Below are 17,480 nucleotides of genomic sequence, written 5' to 3' on the forward strand. Positions count from 1 at the left end.
GGCGGCACGGCCGCCGGTCAGCGCGCCAGGAGATGCTCGAGTCGGGCGTCGAACCAGGCGACGAATGCAGGGGAAGGCACCGCATCGACCGCCAGGTACCACCAGTCGGCCGCTGCGAAAGCCCGGCATTTAACGGCATCCTTCTCGGTCATCAGCAGCGGCAGCGGCGGGCTGAACGCCAGTTCGGCCGCCGTGTAGGTCGCGTGATCCGGGAAGGCATGCGGAATCGCCCGCCAGTGTAGCGCCTCGAGCGTCCTGAAGAAACGCTGCGGATTGCCGATCCCGGCCAGGGCATGGACCTCCTGGCCCGCGGGAAAATGCTCCAGCGGTCGACGCTCGCCGCTCTGCAGGTTGATCAGCGCAGTAGGCTGCAAGCGGAATGCGTAACCGCCGTCAGGATCCTCGTCGGCGCCGTTGTAAAGCAGCGCGTCGACGCTTTCCAGACGCTCCGCCGGTTCGCGCAACGGACCGGCCGGCAGGCAACGACCATTGCCGAGACCGCGCGCGGCATCGATCAGCACCAGCTCCAGATCGCGCGCCAGGCGATAGTGCTGCAAGCCATCGTCGCAGAGGACCAGGTCCAACTGCTCTTCGGCGAGCAGCGCCTGCAGGGCGCGCGGACGATCCGGGTCGATCATCAGCGGCACGCCGCTGCGCCGGACGATCATCAGCGGTTCGTCGCCGGCCTCCGCGGCGTCCTGCTCGGCCCGCACCCGCCACGGCGTGGTGGGCGGCCGGGCACCATAGCCGCGGCTGATCACGCCAACCCGCAAGCCACGAGCCCTGCAGTGCTCGATCATCCAGAGGATCATCGGCGTCTTGCCGGTTCCGCCGACGGTGATGTTGCCTACCACCAGCACCGGCAGCGGCGCCCGATAGGCGGGCTTGCGCCCGGACAGGAAGTCCGCCCGGCGGCCGTTCGCCACCCGACGATAGAGAGCCTCCAACGGACGCAGCAGCGCCAGCGCCGGATGCCCCTGGTACCAGGCGGCGAGCAGTCGCTCGGAGAACGACATCAGGGCTTGGCCGCCGTGTTCTCGACCGTGGTGATGCGCAGGTGGACGAAGCCCAGCTTGCCCGCTGCGTCCATCGCCGTGACCACCGACTGGTGGGTGGACTTGGCATCGGCGCTGATCACCACCGGCAGGTTGTTGTCGCCCGCCGATTCACGCTGCATCGCCGCCATCAGGGTGGCCAGGTCGCTCTTGGCCAGCGCCTGCCCGTTCAAGGCGTAGTGCCCCTCGGCATCCACCGAGAGTTCCAGTTGCTTCTGCTCGGTGCCGGCGGTTTCGCCGCTCTCCGCCGATGGCAGCTCGATGTTGAGCTGCTCGGGGCGGGTGAAGGTGGTACTGACCACGAAGAACAGCAGCAGGACGAAGATCACGTCGATCAGCGACGCCAGGTTGATGAAGACGTCTTCACGGGCGGCACCCGCCCGTCTGCGGCGGAATTTCACGCTTTGCCTTCCTCGACGTAGTCGACTTCACGATCGCCCTGCACCACTTCCACCAGCTTGATGGCCTCCTGCTCCATGGCGATCACCAGTTCGTCGACCCGCCGCAGCAGGTAGCGATGGAAGAACACCGCCGGAATCGCCACCAGCAGGCCGGCGGCGGTGGTGATCAATGCCTTGGAGATGCCCGCGGCAAGCATCGGCGAGTTGGCCATGCCGTTGTCCATGAAGGCGCCGAAGATCTGGATCATGCCGAACACCGTACCCAGCAGGCCCAGCAGCGGCGCCATCGCGGCGATGGTGCCGAGGGCGTTGAGGTAGCGCTCCAGCTCGTGGATGACACCGGAAGCAGCCTCCTCGATGCACTCCTTCATGATCTCGCGACCGTGCTTGGAGTTGGCCAGACCGGCGGCGAGGATCTCTCCCAGCGGCGAGTTGGCGCGCAGGTCCTTGAGCTTCTGGGCGCTCAGTTGCTTGCCCTTGATCTGCTTCCACACCTGGCCGAGCAGCTCGGGCGGCGCGACGCGGCTCTTGCGCAGCGTCCACAGGCGCTCCGCGACGATGGCGGTGGCGGCGATCGAACTCAGAATGATCGGCAGCATCATCCAGCCGCCGGCTTGAACCAGTTCCCACACAGTGGCATATCCCCGAAAAAAAAGTGGCGCCACTCTAGCACAGCGACCCTTTTCCGCCGACCGCCACGGTTCTCATTTTTCCCGCCAGAAGTGCGCCGAATCACGCTCCCGGCGTGCGCCGCCACGGCTTCCGAGGAGAAACGTCAGGGCACCGTCGCGTGCCGTGTCGTGGACCTGCGCGGCGACCCTCGCGTAACGCTCCATCACTTCGCCATGGGGATGGCCGAAGGCGTTGCGCCAACCTCGCGAGACCAGCACATGGCGAGGCCGCGTACGCAACACGAAGGCGACTCCGGAGGAACTGCGGCTGCCATGATGCGGCGCCAGCAACCAGTCGACCCGGGGATCGGCCTGTCGCGCCAGCCAGGCATGCTCGGCCGCACGCGAGATGTCCCCGGTCAGCAGCAGGACTTCGCCATCGGCCTCGACCCTCAGCACACAGGAGCGGTCGTTGCTGTCGCCGGCCTGCGCCCATGCCCACTGTTCGAAAACCACGCCATCCCAGGACCAGCTCCGCTCGTCGCAGCTGTCCGCGAACAACGGCGAAGGCAGGCGCGCGGGCTCGCCGCTGACCAGCCAACCCGGCGGGAATCGGGAAGCGACCGTAGGAGCACCGCCTGCATGGTCGTTGTCGGCATGGCTCAGCAACAGGCCGTCCAGGCGCCGCAGGTCCAGGCTGCGCAGCACCGGCACCACCACCCGCTCACCCATGTCGAACGCCCCCTGCCGCGCACCGCTGTCATAGAGCAAGGCATGCTCCCGGGTACGCACCAGCACGGCCAGCCCCTGGCCGACGTCCAGCACCCGCACTTCCGCCCGCCCCCATTCGACAGGCGGCGATGACGGCAACAACGCCGGCAGTAGCAACGCGGCACCGAGGGCACGCAACGGCAAGCCAGCCGGCGCCAGCCAGCAGAGCGCGCCGAGCATGCCCAGCGCTACGCTCCAGGCCGCTGCGGCGGGTGGCTGCCAGGCCTCGGCCAGGCCCGCCAGCAGGCCAAGTGCACGAAACAGCAAGTCCAGCGAAACGCCAGCGGCGCGAAGCAGCCCCTCGCCCAGCCCGGGCACCCATAGCAGCAGGCTCCCCGCCAGGGCCGGGGGCACTACCAGCAGTTCGATCCAAGGCACCGCCAGCAGGTTGGCCGGCGCTCCGCTCAGGCTCAACGGCAGGCCCAGCGCCAGCAGCGGCATCGCCAGCCCCAGCGCCATCCCCCACTGCGCCCGCCCCCAGGCCGCCCACCAGCGCCAGCGCCCAAGGCGCCCGGCGAACAGCCAGAGCAGCAGGGCAACCGCCAGGAACGACAGCCAGAACCCCGCCTGCAGGCTGGCCAGCGGCTCGACCAGCAAGACCAGCACCAGCGTTGCCAGCAGCGGGGTCAGCAAGCCCAGGTGGCGGAAACGCAGGCGCCAGACCAGCGCCAGGCTGACCATCAGGCAAGCACGCCGAACCGGGACCTCGAAACCCGCCATCAACCCGTAGCTCCAGGCACCAAGCAAACCCAGGGCGCAGGCACAGGGCAGCCAGGGCAGGCGCCGCGGCCAGCAGCCCAGGCGATGCAAGGCCGCCACCAGGCCATAGAGCATCCCTGCCAGCAACGAGATATGCGAACCGGAGATGACCATCAGATGCACGGTGCCGGTGTCCTGGAACATTCGCCACTCGGCCGCGCTCAATCCCGAGCCATCCCCCAGCACCAGCGCCGCCAGGGCGGCGCCGCGCCCCTGTGCGTCGACCGCCAGCAGGCGCTGGCGCCAGGCATCGCGCCAGGCATCCAGGCCGCTGGCCGGCTGCAGGCGTTGGCCCGCCTTCACCGTGCCCACAGCACCGACCCGCTGCGCCAACAACCAGGCCTCGTAGTCGAAACCCGCCGCGTTCACCAGGCCGCGGGGGCGTTTCAGGGTCACCGCCAGGCGCCAGCGTTCGCCGCCCATCAGCGGCGGCGCGCCGCGCCAGCTCAGGCGCAGACGCTCGGGAAGAAGCACGCCCCGCGCAGCGCTGACCTCCTCCAGCCGGAAGCGCGTGACGCCCTCGCCGCTCGCCGGCAGATCGACCGCACGCCCCTCCAGCCAAAGGGTGCGACCATCCAGCTCGGCGGCCAGGCGTCCGTCCAGGGCGACTTGCGCCGAGCCGCAGGCCCAGGCGAACCCGAGCAGGAACAACCCCAGCCAGTACAGCCGGCCGAACAGCAGCAACAGTCCGGCGGCGGCCATGCCCAGCAGCCAGCCGACCGACGGCAATTCCGCCAGGAAGCGCAGGGCCAGCAGCCCCGCGGCGAGAGCTGGCAATCCCAGGCGCATGAACGGTTCCTCCCATCCCCGTGGCGTGCCCTCCGCTCCCCGACATGTCACATGGGGTCATACAATGGGCAACGAAATCCTGTCATCTTGCTTGGCATAATACGCAAGCCTATATCCACTGAGAGCCCACATGCCGCGTCGCCTGTTCAAGCGCTACATGCCCGATCCGGAAAGCATCCGCTCGCAGAAGTCGCTGCGCTTTCTCGGCAAGTTGACGCACGATCCCAACCTTTGGCATCTCAATCGCCACTCGGTATCACGCGCCATGGCCGCCGGGCTGTTCGCCGCCTTCATCCCGATGCCGATGCAGATGCTGCTGGCGGCCGGTCTGGCGGTGTGGATTCGGAGCAATCTGCCAATCTCCGTCGGATTGGTCTGGCTGACCAATCCGATCACGATGCCCCCGGTCTTCTATTGCACCTACAAGCTGGGCGCCTGGTTGATGCAGGTGCCGCCGCGCACCCTGCCGGACCATCTCACCTGGGAATGGATCAGCCAGGAGCTGTCCAGCCTCTGGCAACCCTTCCTGCTCGGTTCGGTGGTGTGCGGCATCATCGCCGCCATCCTCGGCTACGCGCTGACGATGCTCTACTGGCGCTGGTGGGTGCAGCGCAGTTGGAGCCGACGCTGCCGGCAACGTCGCGAGCGGGTCGCCGCGAAGTGATCCGCCGGACATGAAAAAGCCGCCTCGAAGGCGGCTTTTTCGTGGGCCTTGTCCGCCCCATGCGGGGACAGGCGCAGGCCTTCTCGCTCACTCGTAGCGCAGCGACTCGGCCGGTTGTGTCCGCGCCGCGCGCCAGGATGGGTACAGGGTGGCGAGGAAGCTCATCAGCAATGCAGCGCTGCAGATCAGCACCACGTCCAGCACCTGCAGGTCGGAAGGCAGGTAGTTGATGAAGTACACGTCCGAGCTGAAGACCTTGTGCCCGACCAGCCGCTCGATGCGGTCGATCATCCCGGTGATGTTCAACGCCGCGAACACCCCGAGCACCCCGCCGATGACCGTCCCGATCACGCCGATGACGGTGCCCTGGACCATGAAGATCGCCATGATCTGCCTCGGCGTGGCGCCGAGGGTACGAAGAATCGCGATGTCGGTGCGCTTGTCGGCGACCACCATGATCAGGGTGGCGATGATGTTGAAGGCGGCGACCGCGATGATCAGCAGCAGGAGCAGGCCGATCATGGTCTTTTCCATCTTCATCGCGTTGAACAGGCTGCCCTGGGCCCTGGTCCAGTCGCTGGACCTGAAGCCCTGCCCCAACTCCTTGACCACCTTGGCGGCGACCTGCGGCGACTGGTAGAGATCCTTCAGTTCCAGGCGCACGCTCGGCACCTGGCCCGGTTGCAGGCGCAGCAACTGGCCGGCATCGGCGATGTCGATCAGCGCCAGCGAGTTGTCCAGTTCGGCGCCGACCTTGAACAGGGCGACGATGGTGAAGCGCTGCATGCGCGGAGTGATGCCACCCGGCGCACTGGTGGCTTCCGGGACGATCAGGGTCAGCTTGTCGCCGACATTGACATGGAAGCGCCGCGCGGTGATCTCGCCGAGGACGATGCCGAACTCGCCAGGCTTGAGGTCGTCCAGGCTGCCCTGGACGATGTGCTCGCCGATGATGGAAACCTTGCGCTCCTCCTGCGGGTCGATGCCGTTGACCAGCACCGGCAGCATGTTGCCCTTGTACGACAGCATGCCCTGCAGTTCGGCGAACGGCGCCGCGCCGACCACCTCGCGGTGCCGCAGCGCCGCGTTGGCGACGGTCTGCCAGTCGTCCAGCGGCTGCGTCGCGCTGATAGTGGCATGCGGCACCATGCCGAGGATCCGCGTGCGCATTTCCTTCTGGAAGCCGTTCATCACCGAGAGCACGATGATCATCGCCAGCACGCCCAGCGCCAGGCCGATCATCGAGGTCAGCGAGATGAACGAGATGTAGTGGTTGCGGCGTTTGGCGCGGGTGTAGCGCAGGCCTATGAAGAACGGTAACGGTCTGAACATGTCGCGGATGCACCGAGTCGATGGGGGATTCGCCGGACGGGAGCGGACGGCGGGCACGCCGTCGCCCCGCTACGCGGCGATCAGTCGGCCTTCTTCCAGGCGCAGGATGCGATCCATGTGCCCGGCCAGCTGGAGATCGTGGGTTACCACCAGGAACGAGGTCTGCAACGAACGGCTCAGTTCCAGCATCAGCTCCTGGATACCCTGGGCGGTATGCTGGTCGAGGTTGCCGGTGGGCTCGTCGAGCAGTACCAGCTGCGGACGGTTGACCAGCGCGCGGGCGATCGCCACCCGCTGGCGCTCGCCGCCGGACAGCTCGGCCGGCTTGTGCGACAGGCGATGCCCCAGCCCGACCCGCTCCAGCAGCTCGGCCGCCCGCTGGCGGGCTTCCGCGATCGGCGTGCGGCCGATCAACAGCGGCATGCAGACGTTCTCCAGGGCGGTGAACTCCGGCAACAGGTGGTGGAACTGGTAGACGAAGCCCAGCGCGCGGTTGCGCAGCAGCCCGCGGGCCGTCTCGTTCAGCGCCGAGAGTTCCTCGCCGGCGAGCCAGACGCTGCCGGCGGAGGGCGTGTCCAGGCCGCCGAGCATGTTCAGCAAGGTGCTCTTGCCCGAACCGGAGCTGCCGACGATAGCCACCCGCTCCCCAGGCAGCAGGTTCAACTCGACGCCGGACAGCACCTGCACCGATTGCGGCCCCTCGTCGTAGCTCTTGCTCAGGTTGCGGCAACTCAGCACCGACTTGTCATTCATAACGCAAAGCCTCCGCAGGCTGGGTGCGCGCCGCACGCCAGGCTGGATACAAAGTGGCGAAGAAGCTGAGGACCAGGGCCGCGCCGCAGACCAGCACGACATCGTCGAGCATCAGTTGCGACGGCAGGTAATCGATGAAGTACACGTCGGACGCGAGGAACTGGTGGCCCAGCAGCTTTTCCAGGGCGGAAATCCAGGCGCTGACGTTGAGCGCCGCGACCACCCCGAGGACCCCGCCGACCAGCGTGCCGATCACCCCGATCACCGTACCCTGGACCATGAAGGTAGCCATGATCTGCCCCGGCGTGGCGCCGAGGGTACGAAGGATGGCGATGTCCGACTTCTTGTCGGTGACCACCATCACCAGGGTGGAAATGATGTTGAACGCGGCGACCGCGACGATCAGCAGCAGCAACAGGCCGATCATGGTCTTTTCCATGCGGATGGCCTGGTACAGGTTGCCGTGGCTGCGCGTCCAGTCGCGGGCGTAGAAGTCATTGTCGGTCAGGGTCCGTGCGATCTCCCAGGCCACCCGCGGCGCCTGGAACAGGTCGTCGAGCTTCAGGCGCAGCCCCTGTACCTGGTTGGTCTTCCAGCGCTGCAGGCGCGCGGCGTCTTCCAGGTGGATCAGCGACAGGCCGCCATCCAGTTCGCCGGCGCCGACGCGGAAGGTGCCGACCACGGTGAAACGCTTCATCCGCGGGAACACCCCGGCCGGGGTGACCGCCACCTCGGGGAGGATCAGGGTGACCTTGTCGCCGATGCCGACGCCAAGCTTCTGCGCCGCCAGTTGGCCGATGACGATGCCGAAGCCGCCGGCCTTGAGTTCCGCCAGCGAGCCCTGCTTGAAGAAATCGGGAATGATCGAGACCTTGGCCTCTTCCAGCGGATCGACCGCATCGACCATCACCGTCTGCACCGCGCCATTGGCGCTGAGCATGCCCTGCATCTGGGTGAACGGCGCTACCGCGGTGACATGCTCGTGGGCCTTGACCTTCTCGGCCAGGGCGCGCCAGTCATCGATGGGCTGGTACGACTCGACGGTGGCCTGCGGCACCATGCCGAGGATGCGGGTACGCATTTCGCGATCGAAGCCGTTCATCACCGAGAGCACCACGATCATCACCAGCACGCCCAGTGCCAGGCCGATCATCGAGGTCAGCGAAATGAAGGAGACGAAATGGCTGCGACGTTTGGCCCGCGTATAGCGCGTGCCGATGAAAACGGACAGGGGTCTGAACATGTCGCCCTTAGCTGGCAGAAAATGGATGCGTCGGGATGGCGAAGTGGCGAGGCATCGCCGGCGGCCTTACACTCTGACCATCACTGCCGCCGTGGGTTCGCCATGTCCACTCGTGACGCGGATGACCGCCGCGAATACTACCGTATCGAAGATACCCTCGCACTGGAATTTCGCCCTGCCGGGGCCGTCGAAGACGGCCTGGAGAGCGAGCCGGGGGCCACCCTGTTCAGCCTGCTCAGCGACCTCCACCTGATGGATTACGAGTCGCAGCACCTGCTGCGCCACATCAGCGAACGCGACCGCACGCTGGCCAACTACCTGAAGGTGATGAACAAGCGCATCGACCTGCTTGGCCAGGTCATGGTGCAGAGCCTGCTCAAGGAGATCGGCGAACCGCGCAAGGTCAGCCTGTCCGAGGGGGGCGTCAGCTTCCACCACGACCGCGCATTGCCGGTCGGCCAGTTGCTCGTCCTGCGCATGGTCCTGTTGCCGCAGGGGTTCGGCCTCGAACTGCGGGCCCGGGTAATCCACGCCCAGCCACACGACGACGAATTCGAGATCGGCACCGAGTTCGAAGCGTTGAGCGACGCACAGCGCCAGTTGCTGGCCCGGCATATCCTCCAGAAGCAGGCCCAGCAGCGCCGCCTGGCACGGGCCGGACAAGGCCCGCTCGGCGAGCCGGGCCAACCTTCTTCGACCTGAGATGTGCCGATGCTCCGTTCGCTACTGCTGTGCTCCCTCCTCCTCGCCCCGCCGCTGTTCGCCGACACCCTGAGCATTCCGCTGGGCGCCCAGGGCGATACCCGGGTCGCCCTGCCCGCGCGCGGCGAAAGCCGCGAAGCCGTGCTGCAACGCTTCGGCCTGGCCGACGAGGAACATCCCGCGGTCGGCCAGCCGCCCATCGTGCGCTGGGATTACCGCGACTTCTCGGTATATTTCGAAAGCGGCCGGGTGATCGACAGCGTTCGCCATCATCGGCCGCGGAATCCCGCGCAACCCTCGAACAAGGAGCCACAGTGACTCTCATCTATGGACATCGCGGCGCCAAGGGCGAAGCGCCGGAAAACACCCTGGCCAGCTTCCAGCGCTGCCTGGAGCATGGCGTCAACCGTTGCGAACTGGACCTGCACCTGTCCCGCGACGGCGAACTGATGGTGATCCACGACCCGACCCTGAAGCGCACCACCGGCCGCCGCGGCAAGGTCGCCGAACACGACGCGGCCACCCTGGTCACCTACGACGCGCGCGAAGGCGGCCCCGGCTGGGTACGGCCGACGCCAATCCCGCGGCTGGAGGAGTTGTTCGAGAAGTGCCCGTTCGAGCACTGGCAACTGGAAGTGAAGAGCGCCTCGCGCGAACGCGCGGCGCGGACGGTAACGCGGATCAGGGAGCTGACCGAGCGCTTCGGCAACCGCGACAAGGTCACCGTCACCAGCGGTTCGCGGACCGTGCTCAAGGCCCTCAACGAACTGACCCCGGAGCTGTCGCGCGGGCTGGTCGCCGAATACGCCTGGCTCGACCCGCTGAAGGTCGCCCAGCACTATGGCTGTGCCCTGCTCGCCCTGAACTGGACCCTATGCACCCCGGAACGCCTGCTCAAGGCCCAGCGCCAGGGCCTTCACGTCTCGGTGTGGACGGTCAACGAACCGGCGCTGATGCGCCGGCTCGCCGACTTCGGCGTGGACAGCCTGATCACAGACTTTCCCGGTTTGGCCAGCGCCACCCTCGGGAATCGCTGAGCACATCCCCTCCGGCCGGCTCAGGCCGCCGGCCGGAGTCCTTCAAAAAAGCCGGTTGAGGCCGTCGAACGCCGCTACCCGATAGGCTTCCGCCATGGTCGGGTAGTTGAAGGTGGTGTTGACGAAGTACTTCAGGGTATTCAGCTCGCCCGGCTGGTTCATGATCGCCTGGCCGATGTGGACGATTTCCGAAGCCTGGTCGCCGAAGCAGTGCACGCCGAGGATCTCCAGGGTCTCGCGATGGAACAGGATCTTCAGCATGCCCACCGGCTCGTTGGAAATCTGCGCCCGGGCCATGCCCTTGAAGAACGCCTTGCCCACTTCGTAGGGAATCTTCGCCGCGGTCAGTTCGCTTTCGTTCTTGCCGATCGAGCTGATCTCCGGAATGGTGTAGATGCCGGTCGGCACATCGTTGACGAAGCGCCAGCTGTCGCTCTCGACGATGTTGCCGGCGGCCGAGCGGCCCTGGTCGTAGGCAGCGCTGGCCAGGCTCGGCCAGCCGATCACGTCGCCGGCGGCGAAGATGTTGCTCACCGAAGTGCGGTAGTTCTCGTCCACCTCGATCTGGCCACGGCTGTTGACCTTGATGCCGACGTTCTCCAGGCCGAGCTTGTCGGTATTGCCGGTCCGGCCGTTGCACCAGAGCAGCGCGTCCGCCTTGATCTTCTTGCCCGACTTCAGGTGCAGGATGACACCGTTGTCCAGCCCCTCGACGCGCTCGTACTCCTCGTTGTGGCGGATCAGCACGTTGTTGTTGCGCAGGTGGTAGCTCAGCGCATCGGAAATCTCGTCATCGAGGAAGCTGAGCAACTGGTCGCGCGTATCGATCAGGTCCACCAGCACGCCCAGGCCGCTGAAGATCGACGCGTATTCGCAGCCGATCACCCCGGCTCCGTAGATGATCAGCCGGCGCGGGGTGTGGCTCAGGGACAGGATGGTGTCGCTGTCGTAGACCCGCGGGTGGTTGAAATTGATGTCCGAAGGACGATACGGGCGCGAGCCGGTGGCGATCACGAACTGGTCGGCGACCAGGCGCTCCACCGCACCGCTCGGCGTCACCACTTCGACGGTGCGTTCGTCGACGAAGCTGGCGGTGCCGGTGAACATGTCGATGCGATTGCGCGCGTAGTAGCCGGTACGCGAGGCAACCTGCTTGGAGATCACCCGGTCGGCGCTCTTCAGCACGTCGGGAAAGGAGAACCAGCGCGGCTCGCCGATCTGGCGGAACATCGGGTTGGTGTTGAACTCGATGATCTGCTTCACCGAGTGGCGCAGGGCCTTGGAAGGAATGGTGCCGAGGTGCGTGCAGTTGCCTCCGACCACGCGACGGCTGTCGACTACCGCCAGCTTGCGTCCGTACTTGGAGGCGTTCATCGCCGCCCCTTCGCCCGCCGGACCCGTGCCCAAAATCACCACGTCGTAGTTGTAGACAGCCATGCGTACTCCTCAGAACAGGCCGAGGCGCCCACTGGCGCCTCCGGCAAAGCCGCTGCACAACATGTGCGCGGCGGATCGATTCGATCATCGGGTCGGTGCGAACGACGGCATTCGCCGGGCAAGGCTCGGTCCGACCTCGAGGCGGGCATATGTTACGCCCTGTGCGAAATGTCGCACATTAGCGTTTGGTCGCGTCGTAGGCGAGTTTTCCGGGCACTACAGATTCGTCGCGGTTGGCTTCCTCGCATTTCTGTCGGTCGCCGCCGCAGATCGAGCATTCCTTCTCGATCCCCAGGTTGGCGATGCCGCCGCAGGAACCGGCGATCGGCTTGCGGCCCATGATGACCCCGATGGACATGCCGAAGACCACCAGCAGCATGATGACGAAGACCAGTAGCCAGGTCATGGACGTTCTCCTTGGTTGCCGAACAGTTGCTCGTAGCGTGGCGTGGTGCGGCTGTCGAAACCGTTGCCCTGGCGACTGACGAACAGCGCCGCCAGTCGGTGCTTCTCGGCGAAACGGTAGCCCTCTTCCGGACCGAGCACCATCAGCAGGGTCGACAGGCCGTCGGCGTTGCGCGTCGACGGATCGATCACCGTGACCGAAGCCAAGTGATGGTCGATCGGCGCGCCGGTGCGCGGGTCGAAGGTGTGCGAATAGCGCTGGCCGTTCTCTTCGAAATAGTTGCGATAATCGCCCGAGGTCGAGACGCCGTAACCGTCCAGCGCCAGCACCTGCTGGGCGACCCGCTGGCCCTCGCGCGGCGCTTCGATAGCGATGCGCCAGGGCGTGCCGTCCGGCTTGCGCCCTTCGGCTTTCAACTCGCCGGTGATTTCCGCCAGGTAGCTGCGCACGCCAAGCTCCTTCAGGCGTTCGCCTACCGCGTCCACCGTATAGCCAGCGGCGATGCTGTCGAAGTCCAGCTGTACGGCGGCGTCCTTGCACAGGCGCTGGCCGTCGATGCGCAGGTGTCGATGGCCGACGTCACGGCGCGCCGCGGCGATCTGCTCGGCGCTGGGAACCTTCTCCACCCGCGCCTGCGGACCGAAGCCCCAGAGGTTCATCAGCGGCTCGACGGTCATGTCGAAGGCGCCCTGGCTCTGTTCCGACAACTCGCCGCCATAGCGCAGCAACTCCAGCATCGGTGGCGGCAGCTCCATGCAGGACTGCGCCGGCAGCGCATTGAAACGCGAGACCAGGGAGTCGTCGCGGTAGGTGGACATCTGCCGGTCGACCTCGGCGAGGATCGCTTCCACCGCGGCTTTCGCCGTCTGGACGTCGGGCGCCGAGGCGCCGCGCACGTACTTGATCGAATAGGTGCTGCCCATGGTCGGGCCGGCGAAGCTTTCCAGGGTGTCGCCGCAACCGGCCAGGACCAGCGCCAGCGCTGCCAGTCCGGCCATGGCAAGCGGACGGAAACGCTCAGCCACCGAAATCGTCCAGCAGGATATTCTCGCGCTCCACGCCCAGGTCGGTGAGCATCTTGATCACCGCGGCATTCATCATCGGCGGGCCGCACATGTAGAACTCGCAGTCTTCGGGCGCCGGGTGGTCCTTCAGGTAGTTCTCGAACAGCACGTTGTGGATGAAGCCGGTCAGGCCGGTCCAGTTGTCCTCCGGCTGCGGGTCGGACAGCGCCAGGTGCCACTGGAAATTGGGGTTCTCCGCCTGCAGCTGGTCGTACTCCTCGGTATAGAAGGCCTCGCGCAGCGAGCGCGCGCCGTACCAGAAGCTGATCTTGCGGTTCGACTTGAGCCGGCGCAACTGGTCGAAGATGTGCGAACGCATCGGCGCCATGCCGGCGCCGCCGCCGATGAAGACCATCTCGGCCTCGGTGTCCTTGGCGAAGAACTCGCCGAACGGCCCGTACACGGTGACCTTGTCGCCCGGCTTGAGGTTGAACACCCAGGACGACATCTGCCCCGGCGGCAGGTCGCTGCCCGGCGGCGGCGAGGCGATGCGGATGTTGAACTTGACCACGCCCTGCTCTTCCGGGTAGTTGGCCATCGAGTAGGCGCGGATCACCGTCTCGTCGACCTTCGACACGTAGCGCCACATGTTGAACTTGTCCCAGTCGCCGCGATATTCCGGCTGGATATCGAAGTCCTTGTACTCGACCACGTGCGGCGGGCATTCCAGCTGCACGTAGCCGCCGGCGCGGAAATCCACGCTCTCGCCGTCCGGCAGGCGCAGGGTGAGTTCCTTGATGAAGGTGGCGACGTTGGGGTTGGACTCCACCGTGCATTCCCACTTCTTCACCCCGAAGACCTCTTCAGGCACGCGGATCTGCATGTCCTGCTTGACCGGGGTCTGGCACGACAGGCGCCAGCCCTCCTTCGCCTGGCGCCGGGTGAAGTGCGACTCCTCGGTGGGCAGCATCTCGCCGCCGCCCTCGACCACCACGCACTTGCACTGCGCGCAGGTGCCGCCGCCGCCGCAGGCGGAAGACAGGAACACGTTGTTCGTCGCCAGGGTTTGCAGCAGCTTGCCGCCGGCCGGCACGGTCAGGCTGTGCTCGCCGTTGATCTGGATGGTCACGTCGCCACTCGACACCAGCTTGGCGCGGGCGACCAGGATGATCGCCACCAGGCCCAGGACGATGGCGGTGAACATGCCGATGGCCAGGAAAATCTCGAATCCGATCACGGGCCTCTCCTTACAACTGCACGCCGGAGAACGACATGAAGCCCAACGACATCAGGCCGATGGTGATGAAGGTGATCCCCAGGCCCTGCAGGCCCTCGGGGACGTCGCTGTACTTGAGCTTCTCGCGGATACCCGCCAGCGCGGCGATCGCCAGCGCCCAGGAAAAGCCCGAGCCGACGCCGTACACCGTGCTCTCGGCAAGGTTGTAGTCGCGCTCGACCATGAACAGCGAGCCGGCCATGATCGCGCAGTTCACCGTGATCAGGGGCAGGAACACGCCCAGCGCGTTGTAGAGACTGGGTACGTACTTGTCGAGGAGCATCTCGAGGATCTGCACGATGGCGGCGATCACCCCGATGTAGCTGAGCAGGCCGAGGAAGCTCAGGTCCACCTCGGGCAGCCCGGCCCAGGCCAGCGCGCCGTCCTTGAGCAGGTAGGTGTAGATCAGGTTGTTGGCCGGCACGGTGATGGTCTGCACCACGATCACCGCGATACCCAGGCCGATGGCGGTCTCCACCTTCTTCGAGATGGCGATGAAGGTACACATGCCGAGGAAGAACGCCAGCGCCATGTTCTCGACGAACACGGCCTTCACGAACAGGCTGATGTAGTGCTCCATCAGTAAGCCTCCTTGCTGGATACCTGCGGGGCCATCTTGTAGGTCGGGGCCTCGACCTGGTCTTTCTTCCAGGTCCGCAGGGCCCAGATGATCAGGCCGATCAGGAAGAACGCCGAAGGCGGCAGCAGGAGCAGGCCGTTCGGCTGGTACCAGCCGCCATCGTTGACCGTCGGCAACACGCTGATGCCGTAGAGCTTGCCGGCGCCGAACAGCTCGCGGACGAAGCCCAGCACCAGCAGCATGGCGCTGTAGCCGAGACCGTTGCCGATGCCATCGAAGAACGACACGAGCGGCGGGTTGGCCATGGCGAAGGCTTCGGCGCGGCCCATCACGATGCAGTTGGTGATGATCAGCCCGACGAACACCGAGAGCTGCTTGCTCAGGCTATAGGCATAGGCCTTGAGCACCTGGTCGACGACGATCACCAGCGAGGCGATGATCACCATCTGCACGATCATCCGGATCGAGCTGGGAATCTGCCGGCGGATCATCGAGATGAACAGGTTGGAGAAGCCGGTCACCAGGGTCAGGGCGATGGCCATGACGGTAGCGGTCTTCAGGTTCGAGGTTACCGCCAGCGCCGAGCAGATCCCGAGGATCTGCAGGCCGATCGGATTGTTCTGGAAGACCGGATTGAACAGGACTTCGCGGATCGTGGGTTGAGCAGCCATCACGCCTCCCCTTTGCGCAGATTGGCGAGGAAGGCGTCGAAACCGTCCTTGCCGAGCCAGAAATGCAGCAGGTTGTCGACACCCTTGCTGGTCAGGGTGGCGCCGGCCAGGCCGTCGACCTGGTGGGTCGCCTTCGCCGATTGCGGGTCCACCGAGCCCTTGATGATCTGTACGGCAAGATCGCCCTGGGCGTCGTAGAGGGTCTTGCCGACCCACAGCGCCTTCCATTTCGGATTGTCGACCTCGCCGCCGAGACCGGGGGTCTCGCCATGCTGGTAGAAGCCGAAGCCGGCGACCGTGTTGAGGTCGCCCTTGAGCGCCAGGAAGCCGTACAGGGTCGACCACAGACCGTAGCCGCGCACCGGCAGGATCAGGGTGTCGAGCTTGCCGTCGGTCTCCACCAGGTAGACCGTGGTGTAGCGCTCGCGGCGCTTGATCGAGGCGATGTCCTCGGCGGCGGGCAGCGCCTCCGACAGCGCCGGGTCCTTGGCCGCTTTCAGCGGGTCGTAGCCGAGCGGGTCCTGGGCATCGCTGAAGGTGCCGCTCTGCAGGTCGACCACCTTGGCGGTGATGCGACTGTCGAACAGCGCCTTGACCTCTTTGCCGGACATGCCCGGCTCGCCGAGACCGGCGATGGCGAGGATGCTGCGCTGCTTGTCGAGCAGGCGGTTTTCCGCCTGGGTCGGCTTCAGCGCCACCGCCGCGCCGGCGACGAACACCGAGCTGACCAGGCACACCACCAGGGCTACCAGCAGTGTGCGGGTGGTGGATTCTTGATTAGCCATTGCGCGCCAGCCTCCGCTTGATGTTGGCCTGAACGACGAAATGGTCGATCAGCGGTGCGAACAGGTTGGCGAACAGGATCGCCAGCATCATGCCTTCCGGGAACGCCGGGTTGACCACCCGGATCAGCATGACCATCACTCCGATCAGGGCGCCGAACAGCCACTTGCCGGTATCGGTCATGGACGCCGAGACCGGGTCGGTGGCCATGAAGATCATGCCGAAGGCGAAGCCGCCGGTGACCAGGTGCCAATACCAGGGCATGGCGAACATCGGGTTGCTGGCCGAGCCGATGGCGTTGAACAGGTAGCTCATGGCGACCATCCCCAGCATCACCCCGGCGACGATGCGCCAGGAGGCGATGCGGGTCAGCAGCAGCACGGCGCCGCCGATGAAGATCGCCAGGGTGCTGGTCTCGCCCATCGAACCCTGCATGTGGCCGAGGAAAGCATCCATCCAGGTCAGGCCGTGGCCGAGGATGTTGTCCACCCCGCCGGCGGCGGCCAGGCTCAGCGAGGTGGCGCCGGCGAAGCCGTCCACCGAGGTCCATACCGCGTCGCCGGACATCTGCGCCGGGTAGGCGAAGAACAGGAAGGCCCGGCCGACCAGTGCCGGATTGAGGAAGTTCTTCCCGGTGCCGCCGAACACTTCCTTGCCCAGCACCACGCCGAAGCTGATCCCCAGGGCTACCTGCCACAGCGGGACGGACGGCGGCAGGGTCAGGGCGAACAGCACCGAGGTGACGAAGAAGCCTTCGTTGACCTCGTGGCGGCGGATGCTGGCGAACAGCACCTCCCAGAAACCGCCGACGATGAAGGTGGTCAGGTACACCGGCAGGAAGTACGCGGCGCCCTGGACCAGGCAATCCCACAGGCTGTTCGGGTCGAACCCGGCCAGCGCGCCGATCAGGGCGAAGCGCCAGCCATCCTGGGCGCTCAACAGGTCGGGGCTCTGGGCGAAGATCAGGCTGGCCTGGTGGCCGACGTTGTACATGCCAAAGAACATCGCCGGGAAGGTGCACAGCCAGACGATGATCATCATGCGCTTCAGGTCGATGCCGTCGCGCACGTGTGCAGTGGTGCGGGTGACGCTGCCGGGCCGATAGAGGAAGGTGTCCACGGCTTCGTACAGCGGGTACCACTTCTCGTAGCGCCCGCCCTTCTCGAAATGATGCTCGACCTTGTCGAGCAGGTTACGCAAACCCAT

At 66.0% G+C, this 17,480-nt stretch carries 19 protein-coding genes; 4 read left to right on the forward strand and 15 right to left on the reverse strand.

Features of this window, described 5'->3' with window-relative positions:
- Positions 1-17: 17 nt before the first annotated feature.
- The 4 genes from lpxK to VQ065_RS20940 all read right to left on the reverse strand — a co-directional run bounded on the left by lpxK (position 18) and on the right by VQ065_RS20940 (position 4,386).
- Positions 18-1,016, reverse strand: coding sequence for a tetraacyldisaccharide 4'-kinase (gene lpxK, locus VQ065_RS20925; protein WP_003091159.1), 999 nt, complete (start codon positions 1,014-1,016; stop codon positions 18-20).
- On the reverse strand, positions 1,016-1,456 hold the full coding sequence (locus VQ065_RS20930; protein ID WP_003091161.1) for an ExbD/TolR family protein: 441 nt from the start codon (positions 1,454-1,456) through the stop codon (positions 1,016-1,018). The genes lpxK and VQ065_RS20930 overlap by 1 nt, the downstream gene beginning before the upstream one ends.
- Positions 1,453-2,088, reverse strand: a complete 636-nt coding sequence (locus tag VQ065_RS20935) for a MotA/TolQ/ExbB proton channel family protein (protein WP_003091163.1) — start codon at positions 2,086-2,088, stop codon at positions 1,453-1,455. Before VQ065_RS20935 ends, VQ065_RS20930 begins: the two co-directional genes overlap by 4 nt.
- 72 nt (positions 2,089-2,160) lie before the next feature.
- A complete protein-coding gene (locus VQ065_RS20940; protein WP_014603928.1) occupies positions 2,161-4,386 on the reverse strand; it encodes a DNA internalization-related competence protein ComEC/Rec2 in 2,226 nt (741 codons plus the stop codon).
- 130 nt (positions 4,387-4,516) lie between these two features.
- Here VQ065_RS20940 and VQ065_RS20945 point away from each other — a divergent pair, with 130 nt between their 5' ends.
- Positions 4,517-5,050: a DUF2062 domain-containing protein gene (locus VQ065_RS20945; RefSeq protein WP_003091165.1), complete on the forward strand. Its 534-nt coding sequence runs from the start codon at positions 4,517-4,519 to the stop codon at positions 5,048-5,050.
- A gap of 87 nt (positions 5,051-5,137) precedes the next feature.
- On the opposite strand, the gene VQ065_RS20950 is transcribed toward VQ065_RS20945, so the two are convergent.
- The 3 genes from VQ065_RS20950 to VQ065_RS20960 form a co-directional block, all read right to left on the reverse strand.
- Complete coding sequence (locus VQ065_RS20950; protein ID WP_003091166.1) at positions 5,138-6,382, reverse strand: lipoprotein-releasing ABC transporter permease subunit; 1,245 nt, start codon at positions 6,380-6,382, stop codon at positions 5,138-5,140.
- Between the two features lie 69 nt (positions 6,383-6,451).
- Positions 6,452-7,135, reverse strand: a complete 684-nt coding sequence (gene lolD, locus VQ065_RS20955; protein WP_003091168.1) for a lipoprotein-releasing ABC transporter ATP-binding protein LolD — start codon at positions 7,133-7,135, stop codon at positions 6,452-6,454.
- The gene (locus VQ065_RS20960) at positions 7,128-8,378 is read right to left on the reverse strand and encodes a lipoprotein-releasing ABC transporter permease subunit (protein WP_003091170.1); all 1,251 of its coding nucleotides are present in this window, start codon (positions 8,376-8,378) and stop codon (positions 7,128-7,130) included. The genes lolD and VQ065_RS20960 overlap by 8 nt, the downstream gene beginning before the upstream one ends.
- Positions 8,379-8,480: 102 nt before the next feature.
- Between VQ065_RS20960 and VQ065_RS20965 the strand changes: the two genes are divergently transcribed.
- Genes VQ065_RS20965 through VQ065_RS20975 form a run of 3 tightly spaced genes read left to right on the forward strand, consistent with a single transcriptional unit; the run spans position 8,481 to position 10,117 of the window.
- Complete coding sequence (locus VQ065_RS20965; protein ID WP_003091172.1) at positions 8,481-9,080, forward strand: PilZ domain-containing protein; 600 nt, start codon at positions 8,481-8,483, stop codon at positions 9,078-9,080.
- Between the two features lie 9 nt (positions 9,081-9,089).
- A complete protein-coding gene (locus VQ065_RS20970) occupies positions 9,090-9,398 on the forward strand; it encodes a hypothetical protein (RefSeq protein ID WP_003091175.1) in 309 nt (102 codons plus the stop codon).
- On the forward strand, positions 9,395-10,117 hold the full coding sequence (locus VQ065_RS20975; protein WP_003091176.1) for a glycerophosphodiester phosphodiesterase: 723 nt from the start codon (positions 9,395-9,397) through the stop codon (positions 10,115-10,117). The genes VQ065_RS20970 and VQ065_RS20975 overlap by 4 nt, the downstream gene beginning before the upstream one ends.
- Positions 10,118-10,159: 42 nt before the next feature.
- Here VQ065_RS20975 and sthA read toward each other — a convergent pair whose 3' ends face one another.
- From sthA to VQ065_RS21015, 8 genes are all read right to left on the reverse strand, one after another.
- Positions 10,160-11,554 (reverse strand): Si-specific NAD(P)(+) transhydrogenase, encoded by a 1,395-nt coding sequence (gene sthA / locus VQ065_RS20980; protein WP_003091177.1) that lies wholly within the window; start codon positions 11,552-11,554, stop codon positions 10,160-10,162.
- Between the two features lie 178 nt (positions 11,555-11,732).
- Complete coding sequence (nqrM, locus tag VQ065_RS20985) at positions 11,733-11,960, reverse strand: (Na+)-NQR maturation NqrM (RefSeq protein WP_003091178.1); 228 nt, start codon at positions 11,958-11,960, stop codon at positions 11,733-11,735.
- Positions 11,957-12,985: an FAD:protein FMN transferase gene (locus VQ065_RS20990; protein ID WP_003091179.1), complete on the reverse strand. Its 1,029-nt coding sequence runs from the start codon at positions 12,983-12,985 to the stop codon at positions 11,957-11,959. Before VQ065_RS20990 ends, nqrM begins: the two co-directional genes overlap by 4 nt.
- Entirely contained in the window at positions 12,978-14,201 is a 1,224-nt protein-coding gene (gene nqrF / locus VQ065_RS20995; protein WP_003091181.1) for an NADH:ubiquinone reductase (Na(+)-transporting) subunit F, read from the reverse strand. Before nqrF ends, VQ065_RS20990 begins: the two co-directional genes overlap by 8 nt.
- A 10-nt stretch (positions 14,202-14,211) precedes the next feature.
- The gene (nqrE, locus tag VQ065_RS21000) at positions 14,212-14,820 is read right to left on the reverse strand and encodes an NADH:ubiquinone reductase (Na(+)-transporting) subunit E (RefSeq protein WP_003091182.1); all 609 of its coding nucleotides are present in this window, start codon (positions 14,818-14,820) and stop codon (positions 14,212-14,214) included.
- Positions 14,820-15,494, reverse strand: coding sequence for an NADH:ubiquinone reductase (Na(+)-transporting) subunit D (gene nqrD, locus VQ065_RS21005; protein WP_003119802.1), 675 nt, complete (start codon positions 15,492-15,494; stop codon positions 14,820-14,822). Before nqrD ends, nqrE begins: the two co-directional genes overlap by 1 nt.
- Positions 15,491-16,276 carry a Na(+)-translocating NADH-quinone reductase subunit C gene (locus tag VQ065_RS21010; protein WP_003091184.1) on the reverse strand — a complete coding sequence of 262 codons (786 nt, stop codon included), beginning with the start codon at positions 16,274-16,276 and terminating at the stop codon, positions 15,491-15,493. Before VQ065_RS21010 ends, nqrD begins: the two co-directional genes overlap by 4 nt.
- A complete protein-coding gene (locus VQ065_RS21015; RefSeq protein WP_003091185.1) occupies positions 16,269-17,480 on the reverse strand; it encodes an NADH:ubiquinone reductase (Na(+)-transporting) subunit B in 1,212 nt (403 codons plus the stop codon). The genes VQ065_RS21010 and VQ065_RS21015 overlap by 8 nt, the downstream gene beginning before the upstream one ends.

This window comes from Pseudomonas sp. KBN10P06128 (assembly GCF_037574945.1).
GTDB lineage: Bacteria > Pseudomonadota > Gammaproteobacteria > Pseudomonadales > Pseudomonadaceae > Pseudomonas > Pseudomonas aeruginosa.